At 57.4% G+C, this 15,355-nt stretch carries 13 protein-coding genes and 1 riboswitch; of the genes, 5 read left to right on the forward strand and 8 right to left on the reverse strand.

The genetic code is table 11. The features are described from left to right. Positions 1–4: 4 nt before the first annotated feature. Positions 5–181, reverse strand: coding sequence for a hypothetical protein (locus tag BLT77_RS20140; protein ID WP_176819152.1), 177 nt, complete (start codon positions 179–181; stop codon positions 5–7). A 426-nt stretch (positions 182–607) separates the two neighbouring features. Here BLT77_RS20140 and BLT77_RS01065 point away from each other — a divergent pair, with 426 nt between their 5' ends. Further along, a complete protein-coding gene (locus BLT77_RS01065; RefSeq protein WP_090360551.1) occupies positions 608–1,579 on the forward strand; it encodes a LysR family transcriptional regulator in 972 nt (323 codons plus the stop codon). Between the two features lie 57 nt (positions 1,580–1,636). On the opposite strand, the gene rho is transcribed toward BLT77_RS01065, so the two are convergent. Beyond that, on the reverse strand, positions 1,637–2,902 hold the full coding sequence (gene rho, locus BLT77_RS01070) for a transcription termination factor Rho (protein WP_028111377.1): 1,266 nt from the start codon (positions 2,900–2,902) through the stop codon (positions 1,637–1,639). Between the two features lie 226 nt (positions 2,903–3,128). Then, complete coding sequence (gene trxA, locus BLT77_RS01075; protein ID WP_090360554.1) at positions 3,129–3,455, reverse strand: thioredoxin TrxA; 327 nt, start codon at positions 3,453–3,455, stop codon at positions 3,129–3,131. 318 nt (positions 3,456–3,773) lie between these two features. Between trxA and rhlB the strand changes: the two genes are divergently transcribed. The 4 genes from rhlB (at position 3,774) to BLT77_RS01100 (ending at position 8,969) form a co-directional block, all read left to right on the forward strand. Continuing rightward, entirely contained in the window at positions 3,774–5,066 is a 1,293-nt protein-coding gene (gene rhlB / locus BLT77_RS01085) for an ATP-dependent RNA helicase RhlB (protein ID WP_090361326.1), read from the forward strand. After that, positions 5,053–5,973: a Ppx/GppA phosphatase family protein gene (locus BLT77_RS01090; protein WP_090360564.1), complete on the forward strand. Its 921-nt coding sequence runs from the start codon at positions 5,053–5,055 to the stop codon at positions 5,971–5,973. The genes rhlB and BLT77_RS01090 overlap by 14 nt, the downstream gene beginning before the upstream one ends. Before the next feature lie 200 nt (positions 5,974–6,173). Beyond that, complete coding sequence (locus BLT77_RS01095) at positions 6,174–7,571, forward strand: L-cystine transporter (RefSeq protein ID WP_090360569.1); 1,398 nt, start codon at positions 6,174–6,176, stop codon at positions 7,569–7,571. A gap of 60 nt (positions 7,572–7,631) precedes the next feature. Next, positions 7,632–8,969, forward strand: a complete 1,338-nt coding sequence (locus tag BLT77_RS01100) for a CoA-disulfide reductase (protein ID WP_090360573.1) — start codon at positions 7,632–7,634, stop codon at positions 8,967–8,969. Between the two features lie 105 nt (positions 8,970–9,074). Here BLT77_RS01100 and BLT77_RS01105 read toward each other — a convergent pair whose 3' ends face one another. The 5 genes from BLT77_RS01105 to BLT77_RS01125 form a co-directional block, all read right to left on the reverse strand. Then, positions 9,075–11,738, reverse strand: coding sequence for a hypothetical protein (locus tag BLT77_RS01105; RefSeq protein WP_090360578.1), 2,664 nt, complete (start codon positions 11,736–11,738; stop codon positions 9,075–9,077). Positions 11,739–11,821: 83 nt separating this feature from the next. Then, positions 11,822–11,902: riboswitch (cyclic di-GMP riboswitch) on the reverse strand. A gap of 258 nt (positions 11,903–12,160) precedes the next feature. After that, positions 12,161–12,703: a thioredoxin family protein gene (locus tag BLT77_RS01110; RefSeq protein WP_245709832.1), complete on the reverse strand. Its 543-nt coding sequence runs from the start codon at positions 12,701–12,703 to the stop codon at positions 12,161–12,163. 179 nt (positions 12,704–12,882) lie between these two features. After that, the gene (hemB, locus tag BLT77_RS01115; protein WP_425431711.1) at positions 12,883–13,854 is read right to left on the reverse strand and encodes a porphobilinogen synthase; all 972 of its coding nucleotides are present in this window, start codon (positions 13,852–13,854) and stop codon (positions 12,883–12,885) included. A 157-nt stretch (positions 13,855–14,011) separates the two neighbouring features. After that, the gene (locus BLT77_RS01120) at positions 14,012–14,815 is read right to left on the reverse strand and encodes a TatD family hydrolase (RefSeq protein WP_245709833.1); all 804 of its coding nucleotides are present in this window, start codon (positions 14,813–14,815) and stop codon (positions 14,012–14,014) included. Further along, entirely contained in the window at positions 14,805–15,335 is a 531-nt protein-coding gene (locus BLT77_RS01125) for a hypothetical protein (protein WP_090360584.1), read from the reverse strand. Before BLT77_RS01125 ends, BLT77_RS01120 begins: the two co-directional genes overlap by 11 nt. Positions 15,336–15,355 lie beyond the last annotated feature (20 nt).

Below are 15,355 nucleotides of genomic sequence, written 5' to 3' on the forward strand. Positions count from 1 at the left end.
TCGATCAGTGTTGCGGTTTGGCGTGGCGGGCTGGAGCGGCGACGGTTTTCTTTTTACCGTCGGTCAGGTACTCGTAGAAACCAACCACGATGGCAGAGGCCACATAGGGCAATGCAATAAACAGAACAAAGAACAAGAACAGGTAAGGCAATACAACTGTTAGGAAAGTAGTGAAGCTCATAATATCCTCCTGGGCTTAAAAAGGGGATTTCCCTTCCTTGACTATATTTTTAGTCTTTATTTGCCTTATTAATATTGATTACGATCAACTTTAAATCCTAACTTGCCTTATAAATAAGAATATTTTGATCTAGAAAATATTTCTATTTTCGGGAAATGCATTCTTCAAATATCAATTATTGGTAATATGATTAATTGCTTTTTCAAGCTTCTGAATATTGCTAGTCGCAACTTAGTATTGCGCTTTTGACAATTTCACCGCGGTTCTCATTGATTTGGCTTAAATTGCTGTATTTAAAAGTAATAAATTGAAAGATGCAGTTCTACAAATCGAGTTTGGGGTTAATAAATATCTGAATTAGATCTTTTGCTTTTTATCTATTTAGTGGTATTTTTTATAGTGATGATGATGTAACAAGGAGTTGCTATGAACCCGTGTTCAAAGATAGATAGCATATGCGACTTATCAATATTTAATGTTACTGTGTTTGTTAATATATACCAAGTTCTTAACTCACAGGCAGTCGCTAAAAGAATGGGAGTGCAGCCCTCAAAAATCAGTCGAGCTTTGGCTGCATTAAGACAAGTATTTAATGATCAATTGTTTATTAGAAAACAGTATGGATTTGAGCCGACCTCTCTCGCGGCTCGCCTCTACCCCACCATGGAGCAGTTGCTGCAGGTATCCGACAGTTTATCGGACCAACTGCACCCCGATGTGATTGAGCGGCGCCGTATTTCCATTGCCGTTCCGGCGACCATGCAGGCGGGTCTGACCCAGTACCTGAGCAAGGTGTGTCGCAGTCGCGGTGAGCAGCTGGACATTGTCACCACCGGCTGGAATGGCAAGGTGGTGGAGGATATGGAATCCCATCACCTGGATCTTGGGGTATTTTATGCCTTGCAGGGCTGTCCACAGCTGGGCAGTGAGCTGGTGGCCCGCAACACCTCGGCCTACCTGGTGGGCTGCAGTGAGCACCCCATATGGCAGCATGGCAGCGTGAATCTGTCGGAGCTGTTCCGTTACCCTATCGTAGTGACAGAGATGACCGAGTTTAACGATACCGAAGATCCGCTGGAGGCGGTGGCCCGCAAAATGGCCCAGGATCTCAAGGTGGCAGCCCGGGTGAGCAGTTTGACTGAGCTGACCGAGATGATCGCCAACTCCAGCAATCTGTCGGTGGTGTGCGGTGCCCATGCGGTCAACTTCCTGCGGTCGGTTAACGGCATTCGAGTGCAGCGCATTCCCGATGCGGTACGTCAGGAGGTGCTGAAGTTGAGCTGTGGTGACGCTGAGCCGGGGTTCCACCTGGTGCAGCGCAGTGGCCGTGCAGTACCGCCCTGGTTGGTGGAATCGCTGCGTCAGTTTACCCGTGAGGCCGCCGAGCCCCGGGATTGAGTGAAATCCAGATACAAAAAAAGCCGCATTCAGCGGCTTTTTTATTGTCCGTCGGCGTTAGCCTTTGGAGCGTTTCATGGCGGTGAAGAACTCGTCGTTGGTCTTGGTCATTGCCAGACGGTCGATAAGGAACTCCATCGCTTCGATCTCTTGCATCGGGTGCAGAATCTTACGCAGGATCCACATCTTCTGCAGCTCCTCGGAGCTGGTCAGCAGTTCCTCACGGCGGGTACCGGAGCGGTTGAAGTCGATGGCCGGGAAGACCCGCTTCTCGGCGATCTTACGGGACAGGTGCAGTTCCATGTTACCGGTGCCCTTGAACTCTTCGTAGATCACTTCGTCCATCTTGGAGCCGGTATCGATCAGCGCGGTGGCGATGATGGTCAGGCTGCCGCCCTCTTCGACGTTACGGGCCGCACCGAAGAAACGTTTAGGACGGTGCAGGGCGTTGGCATCCACACCACCGGTCAGTACCTTGCCGGAGGAGGGGATCACGGTGTTGTAGGCGCGGGCCAGACGGGTGATGGAGTCCAGCAGAATCACCACATCCTTCTTGTGCTCAACCAGGCGCTTGGCCTTCTCGATCACCATCTCCGCAACCTGTACGTGACGGGAGGCTGGCTCATCGAAGGTGGAAGCGACCACTTCGCCCTTCACCAGGCGCTGCATCTCGGTTACCTCTTCCGGGCGCTCATCGATCAGCAATACCATCAACTCACAATCTGGATGATTGTAGGCAATAGACTGAGCAATGTTCTGCAGCAGCAGGGTCTTACCGGCTTTTGGCGGCGCAACGATCAGGCCACGCTGACCTTTACCGATTGGGCTGGCCAGATCCAGCACCCGGGCAGTGATGTCCTCGGTGGACCCATTTCCACGCTCCATACGCAAGCGATCATTCGCGTGCAGCGGGGTCAGGTTTTCAAACAGGATCTTGTTGCGGGAGTTTTCCGGACGATCGTAGTTAACCTGATTCACCTTCAGCAGGGCGAAGTAACGCTCGCCCTCTTTCGGTGGACGAATCTTACCGGCAATGGTGTCACCAGTGCGCAGGTTGAAGCGTCGAATCTGGCTAGGAGACACGTAGATGTCATCCGGACCAGCCAGGAAAGACGCGTCGGCGCTGCGCAAGAAACCAAAGCCGTCTTGCAGAATCTCCAGCACGCCACCGCCGAAGATGTCTTCGCCGCTTTTTGCGTGTGCTTTGAGAATGGAGAATAGGATGTCTTGCTTCCGTGCGCGAGCCATGTTGTCGAGTCCCATGGACTCAGCCAGAGCAACTAGCTCGGAGACGGGTTTCTGCTTAAGTTCAGATAGATTCATGGGTGGGTCTTTGTGGTTTTGGCGCCAGTTGAATATCGACGCGTTCGTTACAAAACTAATTGAGGTTTTTTTAGGTCGCCCAAAAAGGCAGAAGCCGTGAAAGGCTGGCAAGTGTTGGCTAATAAACTAGCACTAAAGCAAAACAGCGTCCAGTGTCGGTCGGGCTTTTTAATTGAATGGTGACATGGGGAAGGTCAACCCAGGCCTAAGCCTGGGTTGAAAGGCGTTACAGATGGGAGTCAATGAACTCTTTCAACTGAGTTTTTGAGGCCGCGCCTACCTTGGTTCCAGCCAGCTCACCGCCCTTGAACAGCAACAGGGTCGGGATGCCACGAATGCCGTATTTGGCCGGGGTACCGCTGTTCTGGTCAACGTTCATTTTACCGATAACGACTTGATCGCCGTACTCTTCAGCCAGTTCATCCAGAACCGGGGCGATCATTTTACAAGGACCACACCATTCCGCCCAGAAGTCCACCAGCACAGGGGTGTCGGATTTCAATACATCGGCTTCGAAGCTGTCGTCACTCAGCTGTACAATCTTTTCGCTCATTGTTTACTCCGTTTGTTTTTTGGTCGGGACGGGTCCCATGACTGCGATCTTGGGCCAATCGGCGACGCTTTCAACCCTCAGACGAACAAAAAGTGTTGTCTCCGCCTGGGTATCAGATCTTGTCAGTTTCTTCTGCTGCGCTGGCGTCCGTTCGAGTTTCATCCGTTTACAGTCCTGGACTGTGGTGCCCTGTTTGGGCATCGGACAGTGACGGAGCGCAAACTGCTCTGTGTCGATTGAATGATTCCTCAATAGAATCGGTAATATTTGACTGGATCACGTTTTCTAATGCAAGCGCATCCGGTATGCTTTCCAACCATGAGCAAAACACACTTAACTGACACCCGCTTCACCGACCTGCCGCTGGCCCCTCAAGTGGCTGATGCGCTGGTGCAGACAGGGTTCACTCACTGCACGCCGATTCAGGCTCTCTCCCTACCTATCGTACTGGACGGCAAAGACATTGCTGGTCAGGCGCAGACCGGTACCGGTAAGACCCTGGCATTTCTGGCGGCGACTTTTCATGAACTGATCACCCGCCCTGTGCCGGAGCAGCACGATGGCAAGAGCCCGCGGGCCATTGTCATGGCGCCTACCCGTGAATTGGCGATCCAGATTCACCGTGACGCTGAGCCACTGGCTGAAAGCGCCGGCCTGAAAATGGGTCTGGCTTACGGTGGCGAAGGCTACGATGCCCAACGGGCTACCCTGGAAGCCGGCGTGGATGTTCTGATTGGTACCACCGGTCGCTTGATCGATTACTTCAAGCAGGGCGTGTTCAACCTCAACTCGATCCAGGTCATGGTGCTGGATGAAGCGGATCGCATGTTCGATCTTGGCTTTATTCGCGATATCCGCTACCTGTTCCGCCGTATGCCTGCGGCAAAAGATCGCCGTAACATGCTGTTTTCTGCAACCTTGTCTCATAAGGTGAAAGAACTGGCTTACGAACACATGAACGATCCGGTTCACGTGGAAGTGGAGCCAGAGCAGAAGACGGGTAAGCGTATCAAGGAGGAGTTGTTCTACCCCTCCAACGAAGACAAGATGCGTCTGTTGCTGACGCTGGTGGAGGAGGAGTGGCCAGACAAAGCCATCATCTTCGCCAACACCAAGCACCGCTGCGAAGACATCTGTGGCTGGATGGCCGGAGACGGTCATCGGGTTGGACTGCTGACCGGTGATGTACCGCAGAAAAAGCGGGTGCGTATCCTGGAGCAGTTTAAAGGCGGCGAGCTGGATTTCCTGGTGGCCACCGACGTGGCGGCCCGGGGCCTGCACATCAGCGATGTGACTCACGTGTTTAACTATGATCTGCCCGACGATTGCGAAGATTACGTTCACCGCATCGGGCGTACCGGTCGTGCCGGTGCCGATGGCTCCTCCATCAGCTTTGCCTGTGAAGAGTATGCCCTTAACCTGCCTGATATCGAGGCCTACATCGGTCATACCATTGCGGTGACCAATTACAACGCCGATGCCCTGCTGACCGACGTAAAGCGTCCGCAGCGGATTCAGCGTCACCGCCGCCCCAACACCGGCGGCAAACGCCCCGGCGGGCGGGATCGCTCCTCCGGCCAGCGTGGCCCTCGTCGTCATGACAAGCGGTAACCCCTCCAACGGCGGCCTTTTGGCCGCCGTTACCTTAGGTTCCAACAGTTTTAATCTGCTCCTGGCCAGTCCCAGTGCCTCTGGCGTTCCTGTAGTGGTGGCCAAACATAAGCGTAAAGTTCGCCTGGCGGAAGGGCTGGATGCCGACACGGGCCTGTCGACAGAGGCATTTGAGCGAGGCATCGATTGTCTGGCCTGGTTTGGTGACATCCTGCGACAGACACGACCACAACGGGTGCAAGTACTGGCGACTGCCGCCTTGCGGGTGGCAGCCAATGCGGATCATTTCAGGGCGCAGGCCGAGCCATTGCTGGGCTACCCCATTGAAGTGATCAGCGGCGATGCCGAAGCGGAGCTGATCTACCAGGGCATGCGCGCCTGCACGTCGGTGGCCGGAGAGGCCCTGGTGATCGATATTGGCGGCGCCAGTACCGAATTGGTGATCGGCGACGCCGAGAGAATCCATTTCAAACACTCCTTCGAGCTTGGCTGTGTGCTCTATACCCAGCGCTATTTTTCCGGTGCGGTCACCGAGACCGGTTTCGAGGCGGCGGCCGGGGCGGTGGCGCGGCTACTGACGCCACAGCTGCCGCAGATAAGGCAGTTACAGTGGCAACACTGCCTCGGCGTGTCGGGTACCGTTCGGGCATTGTTTGAGCTGGCGCCGCAACTGGGATGGCAGCAACCGGTATTGACGCTCGAGTTGCTGACGTTGGTGAAAACCCGACTTTGCGAGGACAGTGATGCGGTGCTGGCGTTGCTGGACAGCGAACGGCGGCCCCCTTTTACCGCCGGTGTGGCCATTTTGCTCAGCATCTTTCAGCTTCTGAACATCACCGAGCTTCGCCAGGCGGGCGGGGCTTTGCGCGAGGGGTTGCTGCATCGACTGCAATCCGGTTCTTACTAGGCCACTTGCACCGAACGTTATTACGATTTGTTTATAACAAATTCATTTTGGTACTAAGGGCGATCTTTCCCGGTCGAGTATTCTGTACTACCCGAAAATCAGGGCTTACTCCTGAATTCGGACAAGAATTCGATATAACAAACTGTAAACATTTTTGATACAGGCATGACTCCCCAGGCAGTGGGGTGAGGTAAGTATAAATGAGCGTATTGGTGGTGGCGAACGTCCTGGTGATGTTGGCACTGTTGTGGATGCTGTACCGCATGCAGCAGAAGCATGTGAAGTTTACCCACAGGGTGTTTGCCGGTCTCGGAATTGGCGTGGCCTTTGGTTTGATCCTTCAGCTGGTATACGGCGTGGATTCTCCGGAGCTGGCAACCTCCATCGACTATTTCAACATCGTCGGCAAGGGCTATGTGCAACTGCTGAAGATGATCGTCATGCCGCTGGTGATGGTTTCCATCATCAGTGCCATCCTTAAACTGAAGGATGCCGAGTCGCTGGGTAAAATCAGCGGCCTGACCATCGGTATACTGCTGATCACCGTGGCCATCGCCGGCTTGATCGGCTTCTTCGTCGCTAACCTGTTTGGCTTGACCGCCGAGGGGCTGACCCAGGGGGCCAGAGAGGCCGACCGTGCCGCCTACCTGATGTCACGTGAAGGTGCCGCCTCCGGCATCTCCATCGCCACCACTCTGGTGAACCTGATCCCGGCCAACCCCTTCCTCGATATGACCGGTGCCCGGGATACCTCCATCATTTCGGTGGTGATCTTCTCCGCCTTCGTCGGCATCGCCGGCCTGGGCCTGCATCGCAAACAGCCTCTGGTGGCGGAGCGATTTGATCGCTTTGTCGAAGTGGCCTACACGGTGGTGATGCGGATCGTGACTCTGGTGTTGCGCCTGACCCCTTATGGCGTACTGGCTCTGATGACCAAGGTACTGGCCACCAGCAAGTTTGCCGACATCTTCAACCTGATCAATTTTGTGGCGGCGTCTTACACCGCATTGGGATTGATGTTCCTGATTCACCTGCTGCTGGTGAGCTTCTTTGGTGGTAACCCGGTGACCTACATCCGCAAGGTACTGCCGGTGCTTTCCTTTGCCTTTACCAGTCGCACCAGTGCCGGCACCATGCCGCTGAACATTCAGACCCAGACGCATCGCCTCGGGGTGCCGGACGGCATTGCTAACCTGTCGGCCTCCTTTGGGGCCACCATTGGCCAAAACGGCTGTGCCGGCATCTATCCGGCGATGTTGGTGGCGATGATCGCCCCGACCATCGGCATCGACCCGATGACGCCGTCGTTTATCATTACCATGATCGCCACCATCGTAGTGGGCTCCTTCGGGGTTGCCGGTGTGGGCGGTGGCGCGACGTTCGCCGCGCTGATTGTGCTGACGGCGCTGGATATGCCCGTAGCCCTGGCCGGCCTGCTGATCTCCATCGAGCCACTGATCGATATGGGCCGTACCGCCCTGAACGTGAACGGCGCTATGACCGCTGGTTTTGTTACCAGCCGAGTATTGGGTCAGACCGACATGTCGGTGTATAACGGTGAGCAGGAGCTGGATGTGGATCTGGAGTCCGCTTCCTGACACTGGGAAATTAATAGAAAAGGCCGCCATCGGGCGGCCTTTTGCGTGGAAACAGAGTCTATGAAAATTGTGATTATCGGCGGCGAAGCCGCAGGCATGAGTGCCGCCGCCAAGGCGCGCCGAACCGACAAGGGTGCCGAGATTATTGTGTTCGAGCAATCGGAGGTGGTCTCGTTCGGCGCCTGCGGCCTGCCTTACTTTATCGGTGACAGCTTTGATGAGCCGGCATACATGGCGGAGCGCAGCGTGGCTCAGTTCCGTGATTCCGGCATCGATCTGCGGATTGGCCACCGGGTAGAGCAGTTGGATGCCGACCGGCAGCAACTGCTGGTGACCGATCTGGCGTCCGGGGAACGCTTCACCCAGGACTATGACAGCCTGATGATCGCCACCGGTGCTTCGGTGGTGAAACCGCCCATCGAGGGGCTGGCGCTGCAGGGGGTGCACTTCCTGAAAACCCTCGACGACGGCCTGACCATTAAGCCGCAGCTGCAGTCTGCTGCCATCGAGGACGTGGTGGTGATCGGCGCCGGCTATATCGGCCTGGAGGTGGTCGAAGCCTTGGTGCATCAGGGCAAGCGGGTGCGGCTGATTGAGCTGAGTGAGCGGGTGCTGACCGAATCGTTCGATACCGAGATCAGCGAGCTGATTCAGCAGGAGCTGGTGGATAAGGGCGTGCAGCTGCACCTTCAGGAGGCGGTTCAGTCGTTGTCTGGGGAGCAGGGGCGGGTATGTAGCGTCCAGACCGATGCCGGCCAGTACCGCGCCGATATGGTGATCGTGGCCACCGGCGTGCGACCCAACAGCGATTTTGTCGCCGATACCGGCATCGAACGGTTGGGTAACGGCGCCATTATCATCGATGAGCAGGGCCGTACCAGCCTGCGTGCGGTGTACGCCGCCGGCGATTGTGCCACGGTATGGCACCGGGTTCGCCGTGAAGCGGTCTACCTGCCGCTGGCGACCACCGCCAACAAGCTGGGCCGAATGATCGGCGAGAACCTCTGTGGCGGCGCGCGCGCCTTCCCGGGGACTCTGGGCAGTGCCGGGGTCAAGGTGCTGGCCGTGGAGGCGGGTCGTACCGGCATCAGTGAGCGGGAAGCCCAGGGGTTAGGGCTGGATTACAAGACCGTGGTGATCGACGATAAAAACACCACCAACTATGTGCCGGATCAGCAGTCACTGCGGGTAAAACTGGTGTACGACAGGGTCACTAAGCGGCTGTTGGGTGGACAGGTTGCTGGTGGGCCAGGGGCCGTGCTGCGGGTCGATACCCTGGCGGCCGCCATTCATGCCAAGATGACCACCGCGGATCTGGGGATGCTGGATCTGGTGTATGCACCGCCGTTTGCCCGCACCTGGGACGCCATCAACGTGGCTGGCAACGTGGCCAAATAACCGAAAAGGGCGCTCAGGCGCCCTTTTTTGTGCGTCTGTGCCAGGGAAGCTGGCTGCCGGAAAGGGTTAATCAGGGGCTGCTCGCAAGGAGCAGCCCCCGAGGGGTTAGGGCAGCAGCTCGAAGCGGAAGGTGTCTAACGACCCTTCCATGGCGGTGCCATCGGCCAGCATGGTGGTGCTGCGGCTCAACACCCGCTCTGTGGTTTGCGATCCAAACCAGTACAGCAGGTGAGATTCCGGGGCCATTTCATTACTGGAGGGCACCATCTGAACCTTCAGTCCGGCTTCAGTCTGGGCCCACAGGAACTCCTGGTTAGCCGGGACGGTGCCGTCACCGGCCTCGCTACACTGGCTCATATCGACCCAGCCACTGCCTTCCAGGCCGGTATCGAACGCATCCAGATGCAGATCCATGGCGCAGCCGTTCTCGTCCTCGTCGGTCAGTCGGAATGTCAGTGAAGTGGCGAAACCATCCAGGCTCAACGGGCGAACTAACTGCATGGCGTACTCCAGCTGTTCATCACCGTCCTGCTCGAAGACCTTCATCACGTCGCCGCCCAGCCCTTCGGCAGGCAACTGCATCAGTACCCAGTCATCGGCGCCAAATTGCAGTAACAGACGGTGTTCGGCGTCAATCAGCCATTCTCCATGCAGGGTTTCCCGCTCCATGCCCTCGTCATCCTGCTCTTCGACCCAGGCCATGACCCGACCCTGTTCGTTCAGCTGGATCAGGGCCTGGAATTCCGCATCTACGGCCAGGTACAGTTTGCCGGCCAACGCGGCAGTGGCCGCGTCATCGGCGATCAGCTGCGGTGGCGCGGGCTTGTCGTCGCCGTCACCGGGCTCGGTGCCGTCACCGGGATCCTGACCGTCGTCCGGATCGAAGCCACACTCCTCGGCATCCTCCACTTCGCGCAGTTCAGGCGTACCCAGGTTGGCCAGGAAGGCATCCATAGCGACCTCGTTGAAGCCCCACTGATCGCTGCGGGTCAGTCCCTCTCCGAGAACAAAGCCGTGGCGCACCGCACCTTCATACTCGGTCAGAAGAGGCTGGGCGCGGCGGCGATGAGTGAAGGAGTGGCCCCACTCAGGCAGGTTCAGTACCAGGCCCATGGGCGTCTTGGTCCAGCTGGCATCGGCGTTTTCTTTCAGCTCTGGAGCACCACAGCCGTTGTCATCACACTCACCGTGTTCGACCACATAGAGTTGTACCTTACCCTGGTCCTCCTCGATGGAGCCCTGCAGGGCAACGGCCAGGCTGGTGCCATCGTCACCACCGATGTAGACCAGCTTGGGCGCTTCGGTGCTGGCGTCATTCATCAGTTCGGCCAGGGTCTGAACCGGACCCGTCGGCAGAACCACCTGGTTGCACCATTGAACCGAGGCGTCACACTCTGCCCGGTAGGGCAGCATGGCGCGACTCTCAAGTTGCTTGAAGGTCATCTGGTAACCGCTGGCGCCCTCGGGGAAGAGTTGATTGCCACTGAACAGTGATTTCCACTCGTGCTCACCCTTGGCGTAGCGCTTCAGTTTCAGATCAGAGAGGTCCAACTGCTGAGCCCAGACCTGCTGGCGGCCATCCATATCGGAGCTGACGATGACGGAGCCATCCTCCTCCTGGGAGACAACCTCCACCTGATCGCTCATCTCGGCCCAGGCTGCCTCTTTCCACACCAGCATGTCGCGATCTTCCTCTTCGGTGATCTCGATAAAGCCGACATCGGGGCCGTCGTAACGGAAGCGGTTAAAGGTGATCAGGGATTCAACCTTCTGAATCTGCTGATATCCCAGTTCGCGCTCCTTGATGCACTGGTTGGTGCTGGAGTCGAAGAACACGTCGGAGTGGCCATCCAGTTCGAACATGCCCCCTTCGGATTCGAGCAGGGTCAGCAGGCTGGCCTCCTCAAGGTCGCCGCGCTCACGTTTGCGCTCGACCCTGTCCTGAACGTCTTCAGGGGCGAGGGGCAGTTCGTCGGCGACTTCGTCGGCGATGGTGTCGGCATCGGGCTCCTGACCATTGGCTTCCGCCTCATCCACCCGGTTTACCAGGCGTTCCAGGTTTTCGGTCAGGGTTTCGGCGATGGCATCGGCCACTTCGTTGTCTTCGGCATCACCACCGGTGCCGCCGTTCTGCTCTACGGCATGTTTCGCCTTGGCAGTGACCCGGGCGACTACCTGGGCTACCCGGTGCAGTCGCTTGTAGCCGTTGCCATTGGCCTGCTGCTGTTTGCCGACAATGTAATCTTCCACCAGGCTCAGGTCTGAGCCCAGAATGCCCAGAGTCTGCTCCAGGGCCGCCGCTGCGGTCTCCTGGTCCACGCCGGCCCGGTCCATCTCGGAAGCGAGCAGGGTAGTCAGCGGGCTGACAAACTCCACCACACCGGCCGGTGCCGTCATGGTGTAGCTCTGGGTCAGTACCACGCCTGGGTTGTCTTCATCCTCGGTCTGGCCGGCGATCACCTTCACCAGCATCTGCACCTGGTTCAGATCCAGAGTGGCATCCAGATCCTCGAAACTGTACTGGCCTCCGGCCTGGGTCAGGGTGCTGGGCTCATCGGCATCGCACTCGCCGTTGTTGTTGAGATCCAGGCACACCTGGGCATTGACCAGGTAACCATCGGCGGTGGCGCCGGACAAGCTTTGAGTGGGTTCCGGTGCCGGCGGCTCTGGAGTCGGGGTTGAATCTGAAGAGGAGGAACCGCCGCAGGCGGCGAGTTGGGTTAATGCTGCGGCCATGGACATGGCCAGCAGGTGGCGTCTGAAGTGCATAGTCTACCATCCCTAATGGTTGAGCCTGTTCAAACGCTGGCGTTGGCGAACACCGAGCAACGAAATCAATCGTTGACTCTCACGCTGGAAACCCCGCTGTCTCTCGTAACAAGAGACCGGTGGCTTTGCGTCCCAGCCTCGCGGCTGGTTTGCCATTGTCAGCGAAACATCGTGTGATGTTGTTATTGTGTAGTCAGGCCAATCGATCCACAGATAGCTCGACTCAAGGTGGTCAGCGGATTGTGGTGATTGGACTAACGAATCGAATTAAACCATGAGGTTACATGGATGTCATGGCAAAGATGGCGGGATGTGTGGGGATGCTGAAAGCGTGTGGAAAAAACATACATATAAACAGATGTTTACAGTTTAACTAAGGTGCCAAGTCATTGAATTTAATGGCGTTGGCACCCTTTTTAAGCTTACTTCAGAATCTCAACCAGATCCTGTTCCAGTGAGGTGGTTGGCGATTCGACGATGCGGCCAATCTCTTTACCCTGTTGCTGGATAATGAAGGTGGGAATGCGCTGGAAATCGTAGGCAGCGGCTAGCTGCTGGGGATCCGCTTTACTGCGATCGACGCCGATGTAACGCACCTTAAGGTGGTCGTTGCCAGCCAAATCCACAATCTTGGCAAACCGCGGGGTCTCCCGGTGGCAGTCCGGGCACCAGGTGCCGATGATGACGACAATCTCGGTTGGAGTGTCGACCGCTTTCAGTGCGTCCAGCCACTGGGGCTGAGGGGCGTAGTCAGCGTAGTTGTCGCTGTAGCCCGGAATGGCGTCCATGATGTCGGCCATGGCCAGTTCACCGGTCAAAATAACCTCCTGTTTGTCTGGTTGATCGCAGGTGGCGAAGGGGCCTTTCTGCCCCTCTTCAAAGCCACAGCCTGAGTTGGCAAAGGCGCCGCTGCTCAGCAGGGCCGGGGCCAGAAGCATGGCCATCAACGTGCTCTTCTTCATCATTCTCTCACCTTAGTTTGTCTCCTGTTAGTCTGACCCAGATTCAGCCCGGAGGTGCCCCGGCGGTGACGGAACTGTGAAGCGGATCATGACCATTTTCACAGTTTTTCCGTTGGCACCGGGGAAAGCTCCCGGCATAAAAAAGGCGGCCGAAGCCGCCTCAGTCGAGTCAGTTCAGGGGATCACTTCTCGTTCAGCCACTGAGCCACACGTTTGGCGAAGTAGGTCAGAACGCCATCGGCACCGGCCCGCTTAAAGCACAGCAGGGATTCCAGTACGATTTTACGCTCGTCGAGCCAGCCATTCTCGATGGCAGCCATGTGCATGGCGTACTCACCACTGACCTGGTAGGCAAAGGTCGGTACCTTCAGCTCGGTCTTAACCCGGCGGACGATGTCCAGGTAAGGCATACCCGGCTTGACCATCACCATGTCGGCACCCTCTTCGATGTCCATGGCCACTTCCTGTAGGGCCTCATCGGAGTTGGCGGGATCCATCTGATAGGTGTGCTTGTTGCCGCCTTTCAGGTTACCGGCAGAGCCGACCGCGTCGCGGAACGGACCGTAGTAGCTGGAGGAGTACTTGGCCGAGTAGGCCAGGATCTGGGTGTTAACGTGACCGGCGGCCTCCAGGGCATCGCGGATGGCACCGATGCGGCCATCCATCATGTCGGACGGTGCGACCACGTCGGCTCCGGCTTCGGCATGGGACAGGGCCTGTTTCACCAGCACCTCGGTGGTGATGTCGTTGAGGATGTAGCCTTCGTCATCGATGATGCCGTCCTGACCGTGGGTGGTGAACGGATCCAGTGCCACGTCGGTGATCACACCCAGCTCGGGGAATTCACGCTTCAGGGCCCGAACCGCTTTCTGGGCCAGGCCATCCGGGTTGTAGGCTTCTTCGGCGCCCAGAGACTTGATCTCTTGCGGGGTAACCGGGAACAGAGCGATGGCGGGGATACCCAGAGCGACAATCTCACGGGCTTCCTCGATCAACAGGTCAATGGACAGACGCTCGACGCCAGGCATGGACTCGACCTGCTCTTTACGGGCATTGCCCTCCAGTACGAATACCGGGTAGATCAAATCATTGACGCTCAGCTGGCTCTCGGCCATCAGTCGACGGGAAAAGTCATGACGACGCATCCGACGCATGCGGCGACGAGAAAAAGGTCCGGTTACAACGGTCACTTGCTGCTCCTTGGTAATGGGGTGATGGCCAAATTTGCCCGTCAAACAGGAAGACGACGGGTCTGGGCCGATCTCGTGGTGACAATATTAGCAAACTCTACCTCTCTGGATAGGAGCTTAATCACACTTGAAACAGGCGTTTGGCGTTCAATTGGCACTGGTACGACAACGATTCGAGGGATTCGTTGCGCAGCTCCGCCACTTTATTGGCAATGTGTGGCAGCCATCGCGGTTCGTTGCGGCGGCTCTTGGGTTTGGGTCTCAGATCCCTCGGTAACAGGTAGGGGGCATCGGTCTCCAGCAGCAGCCGATCGGCAGGAATCGACGGCACCAGTTGCGCCAGCTCCTGGCCTCTTCGTTCATCGCACACCCAGCCGGTAATGCCGATGGACAGATCCAGATCCAGTGCCTGGTTCAGCTCCTGCTCGGTGCCGGTAAAGCAGTGCAGCACGCCTCCGACCAGGTGTGGACGATGCTCCCGAACCATGGCCTGAAAGTCGTCACCGGCCTCCCGGCAGTGCATCAGCACCGGTTTGGCCAGTTCGCCGGCCAGCTTCAGTTGGGCTGCAAAGGCCCGGCGCTGGTCCGCCCTGGGGGAGAAATCGCGGTTGTAATCCAGGCCGCACTCGCCGACGGCGACCACCGACCGGTGGTGACACAGCTGACGCAGTTGCTGTGGGCTGTCGGCGTCAAACCGGCTGGCATAGTGAGGGTGAACCCCGGCGGTTGTGTGGATGCCGGGGTGATGCCGAGCCAGATTCTGCAACTGCCTGGCTTCGTCGAGATCGCTGGCAACGGCGATGAGGTGCGTGACTCCGGCCTCGGTGGCCCGAGCGATGACCTCATCCAGATCCGGGCGAAACTGACTCGAGCTCAGGTTAACGGCGATGTCGGTCCAGGGCAGTGGCGCGGTGTTAGTGGACACGCTTTACCCGCACGCTGCCATTACGGCCTTCCTGAGTCAGCAGGAACGAGCCCAGGGCCGCTTTGCTGATGGTGATGGTGGCCTGCTTGTCGAGACGGAAGTTGCGTGACTCGGTCTGTTTCCAGCTCTGGCCGTTGTCCAGGGTGATGGTGAACTTACCGTAGGCATCTTTACTCATCTTGGTGATGGTGCCCTGAATCTGCTCAGGCTCGTTCTCATCGGCCTTCTTGATCAGCCCGAACTGCTGTTCGGCGGATTGGGGTGAGCTGGCTGCGGCAGCGGGGGGGGCGACGGTGACCGGAGCCGGATTCAGAGTGGCGGCGGTGGTGCCGCTGAGTTTGTCGAAGCACACCAGGCGGTCGAGGCGATCCTGTTGCAGCTGGCAATTGGCGATGGCTTCGGCGGCCTGGTCATAGCATGCCAGACGTTGCAGTTGATCGTCGATGGACTGACAGCTGGATTCTGCGGCCTGGGTGGCAACGGGAGTGAGCAGTAAAGCGAAGATGGCGGCCTTGTTCATATAACGTTTCCTTTAATTGT

The sequence above is a fragment of the Ferrimonas sediminum genome (assembly GCF_900100175.1).
GTDB classification, from domain to species: Bacteria; Pseudomonadota; Gammaproteobacteria; order Enterobacterales; family Shewanellaceae; genus Ferrimonas; species Ferrimonas sediminum.

What these genes read in the sequence shown, in the direction of transcription:
- BLT77_RS20140 (WP_176819152.1), bottom strand. Translation starts at nt 181, where the DNA reads ATGAGCTTCACTACTTTCCTAACAGTTGTATTGCCTTACCTGTTCTTG.
- BLT77_RS01065 (WP_090360551.1), top strand. Translation starts at nt 608, where the DNA reads ATGAACCCGTGTTCAAAGATAGATAGCATATGCGACTTATCAATATTT.
- rho (WP_028111377.1), bottom strand. Translation starts at nt 2,902, where the DNA reads ATGAATCTATCTGAACTTAAGCAGAAACCCGTCTCCGAGCTAGTTGCT.
- trxA (WP_090360554.1), bottom strand. Translation starts at nt 3,455, where the DNA reads ATGAGCGAAAAGATTGTACAGCTGAGTGACGACAGCTTCGAAGCCGAT.
- rhlB (WP_090361326.1), top strand. Translation starts at nt 3,774, where the DNA reads ATGAGCAAAACACACTTAACTGACACCCGCTTCACCGACCTGCCGCTG.
- BLT77_RS01090 (WP_090360564.1), top strand. Translation starts at nt 5,053, where the DNA reads ATGACAAGCGGTAACCCCTCCAACGGCGGCCTTTTGGCCGCCGTTACC.
- BLT77_RS01095 (WP_090360569.1), top strand. Translation starts at nt 6,174, where the DNA reads ATGAGCGTATTGGTGGTGGCGAACGTCCTGGTGATGTTGGCACTGTTG.
- BLT77_RS01100 (WP_090360573.1), top strand. Translation starts at nt 7,632, where the DNA reads ATGAAAATTGTGATTATCGGCGGCGAAGCCGCAGGCATGAGTGCCGCC.
- BLT77_RS01105 (WP_090360578.1), bottom strand. Translation starts at nt 11,738, where the DNA reads ATGCACTTCAGACGCCACCTGCTGGCCATGTCCATGGCCGCAGCATTA.
- BLT77_RS01110 (WP_245709832.1), bottom strand. Translation starts at nt 12,703, where the DNA reads ATGATGAAGAAGAGCACGTTGATGGCCATGCTTCTGGCCCCGGCCCTG.
- hemB (WP_425431711.1), bottom strand. Translation starts at nt 13,854, where the DNA reads ATGCGTCGGATGCGTCGTCATGACTTTTCCCGTCGACTGATGGCCGAG.
- BLT77_RS01125 (WP_090360584.1), bottom strand. Translation starts at nt 15,335, where the DNA reads ATGAACAAGGCCGCCATCTTCGCTTTACTGCTCACTCCCGTTGCCACC.